We start from the raw sequence: 3,452 nt of genomic DNA, 5'->3' as shown, positions 1-3,452 counted from the left end.
ATGAACTTAACTGATATATTAGAGAAAATTGATTATATAGATTACACGAAAAACAACGATGACGAGATTACAAATGTGACAAATGACTCCAGGAAAATCGAAAAAGGTGGAGTGTTTGTGGCGATTTCAGGGATGGAATTTGATGGACACAAATTTATCGACAAGGCGATTGAGAACGGCGCAAACACGATTGTGGTTACACAAGATACACAAAAAATAGAAGGTATCAACTACATCAAAGTCGAAGATGCAAGGATAGCTCTTGCCCAAATTTCAAATGTGGTGTGTGATTTTCCATCAAAGAAGCTTCGAGTGATAGGAGTCACTGGAACAAATGGAAAGACTACAACAGCTTCTATGATTAGTCATATTTTGGAAAACTTAAACTCACAATGCACAAATATCGGCACGAACGGAACTTTTATCGCGAAAGAAAAATACGAAACGCCAAACACGACTCCAGAAATTTGCGAAATCGACAAGATTTTGAAGCTTTCGGTGGACAAAAAAATCGACAACGCTGTTGTGGAATGTTCAAGTCATGGATTGTATTTGCATAGACTAGACGGGATTGACTTTGATGTAGCTGTGTTTAACAATTTATCGATAGAGCATATGGATTTTCACAAAAATATGGAGAATTATTTCGATGCGAAGATGATTTTGTTCGAAAATTCCAAGAAAAAAATCGTGAACGTAGATGATGAATACGGAAGAAAAGCAAAGGGAAGGTTTGAAGAAGCATATACATTCTCGATGGAAAACGAATCAGATTTCAAGGCAGAAAATGTGGAATTAATTGATGGCAAGATGCATTTTGAAATCAAAAACGTGAAATTTGTACTCAACAGATTTGCTATGTTTGATGTGTACAATGCGGTGGCTGCGATTGCTGCGGTGAATTTATTGGGATACGAAATGGAAGATATCGCCAAAGCGTTGGAAAGTTTTACAGGCGTTGAAGCGAGGTTTGAATTTGTTAAAAATGATTTGGGGATAAATATTGTCATTGATTTTGCACACACTCCAAAAGCTTTTGAAAATATCTACAAATCTGTGCCAAACGACAAACGAAAAATCGCAGTTTATGGAATGAGTGGCGACAGAACTCGTGAAATTAGACACGAGGTAGGAAAGATTTCCGCTGAAAACAACGTGTTCTCGGTGGTGACAACTGACGATCCAAAATTCGACACATACGAAAACATTGCAGATGACATCGTCAGCGGGATTGAAGAAGAAAACGGTGAATATGTCAGAATCAAAGACAGAAAATCTGCCATTAAACATGCGATAGAAATGGCAAATGAGGGAGATTTTGTTCTACTTTTGGGAAAAGGACAAGAAAACTTCATCAAGCTCAAAGGAAATGAAAAGACACCTTATTCTGAAAAAGAAACAGTCAACGAAGTGTTGGATGAATTGAAGAATAAATAAGCAGTAAAGATACGAACATATCTTCAATAAAAGCAAAAATAGACACCGATACGAACGAATATCTAGACTACAAAAATTGATAAATTCATCGCTTGTAAACCTAAAATTGTGAACTCGCTAACGCTCAAACAGCACACTTTTTTAACGGTTCACTTCGCTTGATTTTATTATTATTTTCTCCGTATGATATTCTTAGCAAACTTGGTAATCTGCTTTTTGATTTAATTTAAAACAATTCTTTCCGAATGATTCGCTCTTTTACGATGTTTTTGGTTTTGAAAAATTACCAAGATTTTCATCAAAAGCATCCACGGGAGAGGCAAGAGAGGTCATTTATAGAAAAAATCTATAAATAACGATTATCATTTTGATATATTATTGATTAAATGATATTATTTGTTACGAGGTGATTAGATGGTTGATTTAAAGAAGGAATTACCAGAAGTTTTTAACGATTTTGCAGAAAGTCGTCAAAATGCTTTTTTGAAAGTAAAAGAAATAAAGGATAAGGATATTCCCGTTATAGGAATTTTTTGTACGTTTTTTCCACAAGAGTTAGCTGTTGCAGCTGGTGCTACTTGTGTTAGTTTGTGTGCTACAAGTGACGAAACTATTCAAGATGCTGAGAGGGATTTGCCTAAAAACTTATGCCCACTTATCAAATCTTCGTATGGTTTTGCGTTGACTGATAAGTGTCCGTTCTTCTATTTCTCTGATTTGGTTGTTGGAGAAACTACTTGCGATGGCAAGAAGAAGATGTACGAATATTTGGGAGAATTCAAGCCAGTTCACGTTATGGAGCTTCCAAACAAGAACACTGAACAAGGTCTTATTTTATGGAAAGAAGAAATCAGAAAAATGATTAAGACTATCGAAGATTTATTCGGTGTTGAAATCACTGATGAAAAATTAAAGCATGCTATTGAAGTGAAAAATGCTGAGAGATCTGCTGTAAAGGACTTCTATTCTATAATGAAGGCTGATGATTTGCCAATCACAGGTGGAGAATTGTGGCATGTTTTAAATGGTGTGCAATTTGATTTTGACAAGGAACAAATTCCACAAATGCTTGAAGAATTAAAAGCTAAGGTCATGTCTGAACACAAGCACATTAGTGGCAAACCAAGAATTTTGATTACTGGTTGTCCTATCGGTGGTGCGACTGAAAAAGTTATCGAAGCAGTCGAAAACAACGGTGCAGTTGTGGTTAGCTACGAAAACTGTGGTGGCGCTAAGGCTATTGATGAAAATGTCGATGTTGACAATCCAGATATGATTGATGCGATTGCTAGAAAATACATGAACATCGGTTGTGCATGTGTGAGTCCAAACGAAAACAGACTTAAATTATTGGATAAATTAATCGACGAATATAAGGTTGATGGTGTTATCGACATGCACTTACAAGCTTGTACTCCTTACCAAGTTGAAGGTTTGGCAATTAAGAGATTCTGCAACGATAAGAAGAATGTTCCATACATCGCTGTGGAAACTGATTATTCAAAATCAGATATCGGACAATTAAATACAAGAATCGGTGCTTTTATCGAAATGTTATAACATTTTTTAAAAAATTATGGTATAATAGATTCAGCAAAGTCCATACAGGTATTACCTGGAAAATAATCGCCATTATTCAGAACTGGCGGTTATTTTTTTGTTGGAAATTTTGAAATGTTGTAATAATCTACCTAGCTAGGTGTGATACAATATAGTAAGTATTAATTTTGCACATAGGAGAGGAAAAACTTGGCAAAGCAAAAATCACTTAAATTAAACGCGATGCTTAATTTAATCAAAGTTGGGCTGAGCGTTGTCTACCCGTTGATAACTTTTCCTTACGCTACGAGAATTTTGCAAGTAGCAAACATGGGAAAGGTAAGCTACGGGGATTCAATTATTAAAATATTCATGCTGATTGCATCGCTTGGAATTACCAATTACGCAGTCAGAGAAGGTTCCAAATACAGAGAAAATAGAACAAAACTCAATCAATTTTCGAGGGAAGTTTTCTC

Annotated in this window: 3 protein-coding genes; all 3 read left to right on the top strand. The window is 35.5% G+C overall.

The window, feature by feature from the left end; genetic code table 11:
* A partial coding sequence (locus KHW44_RS07585; protein ID WP_304067950.1) for a UDP-N-acetylmuramoyl-L-alanyl-D-glutamate--2,6-diaminopimelate ligase occupies positions 1-1,437 on the top strand: 1,437 nt, incomplete at its 5' end.
* Between the two features lie 414 nt (positions 1,438-1,851).
* Positions 1,852-2,997: a double-cubane-cluster-containing anaerobic reductase gene (locus KHW44_RS07580; RefSeq protein ID WP_094225198.1), complete on the top strand. Its 1,146-nt coding sequence runs from the start codon at positions 1,852-1,854 to the stop codon at positions 2,995-2,997.
* A gap of 189 nt (positions 2,998-3,186) precedes the next feature.
* Positions 3,187-3,452, top strand: a 266-nt coding sequence (locus KHW44_RS07575; RefSeq protein WP_304067945.1) for an oligosaccharide flippase family protein, incomplete at its 3' end; no start/stop codon positions are given.

Source organism: Finegoldia magna, assembly GCF_018371055.1.
GTDB lineage: Bacteria > Bacillota > Clostridia > Tissierellales > Peptoniphilaceae > Finegoldia > Finegoldia magna_I.
This window is presented reverse-complemented; position numbering and strand designations above follow the sequence as displayed.

Bases quoted from the DNA above. Each gene is read 5' to 3' on its own strand.
- KHW44_RS07580 (WP_094225198.1), top strand. From the start codon at position 1,852: ATGGTTGATTTAAAGAAGGAATTACCAGAAGTTTTTAACGATTTTGCA.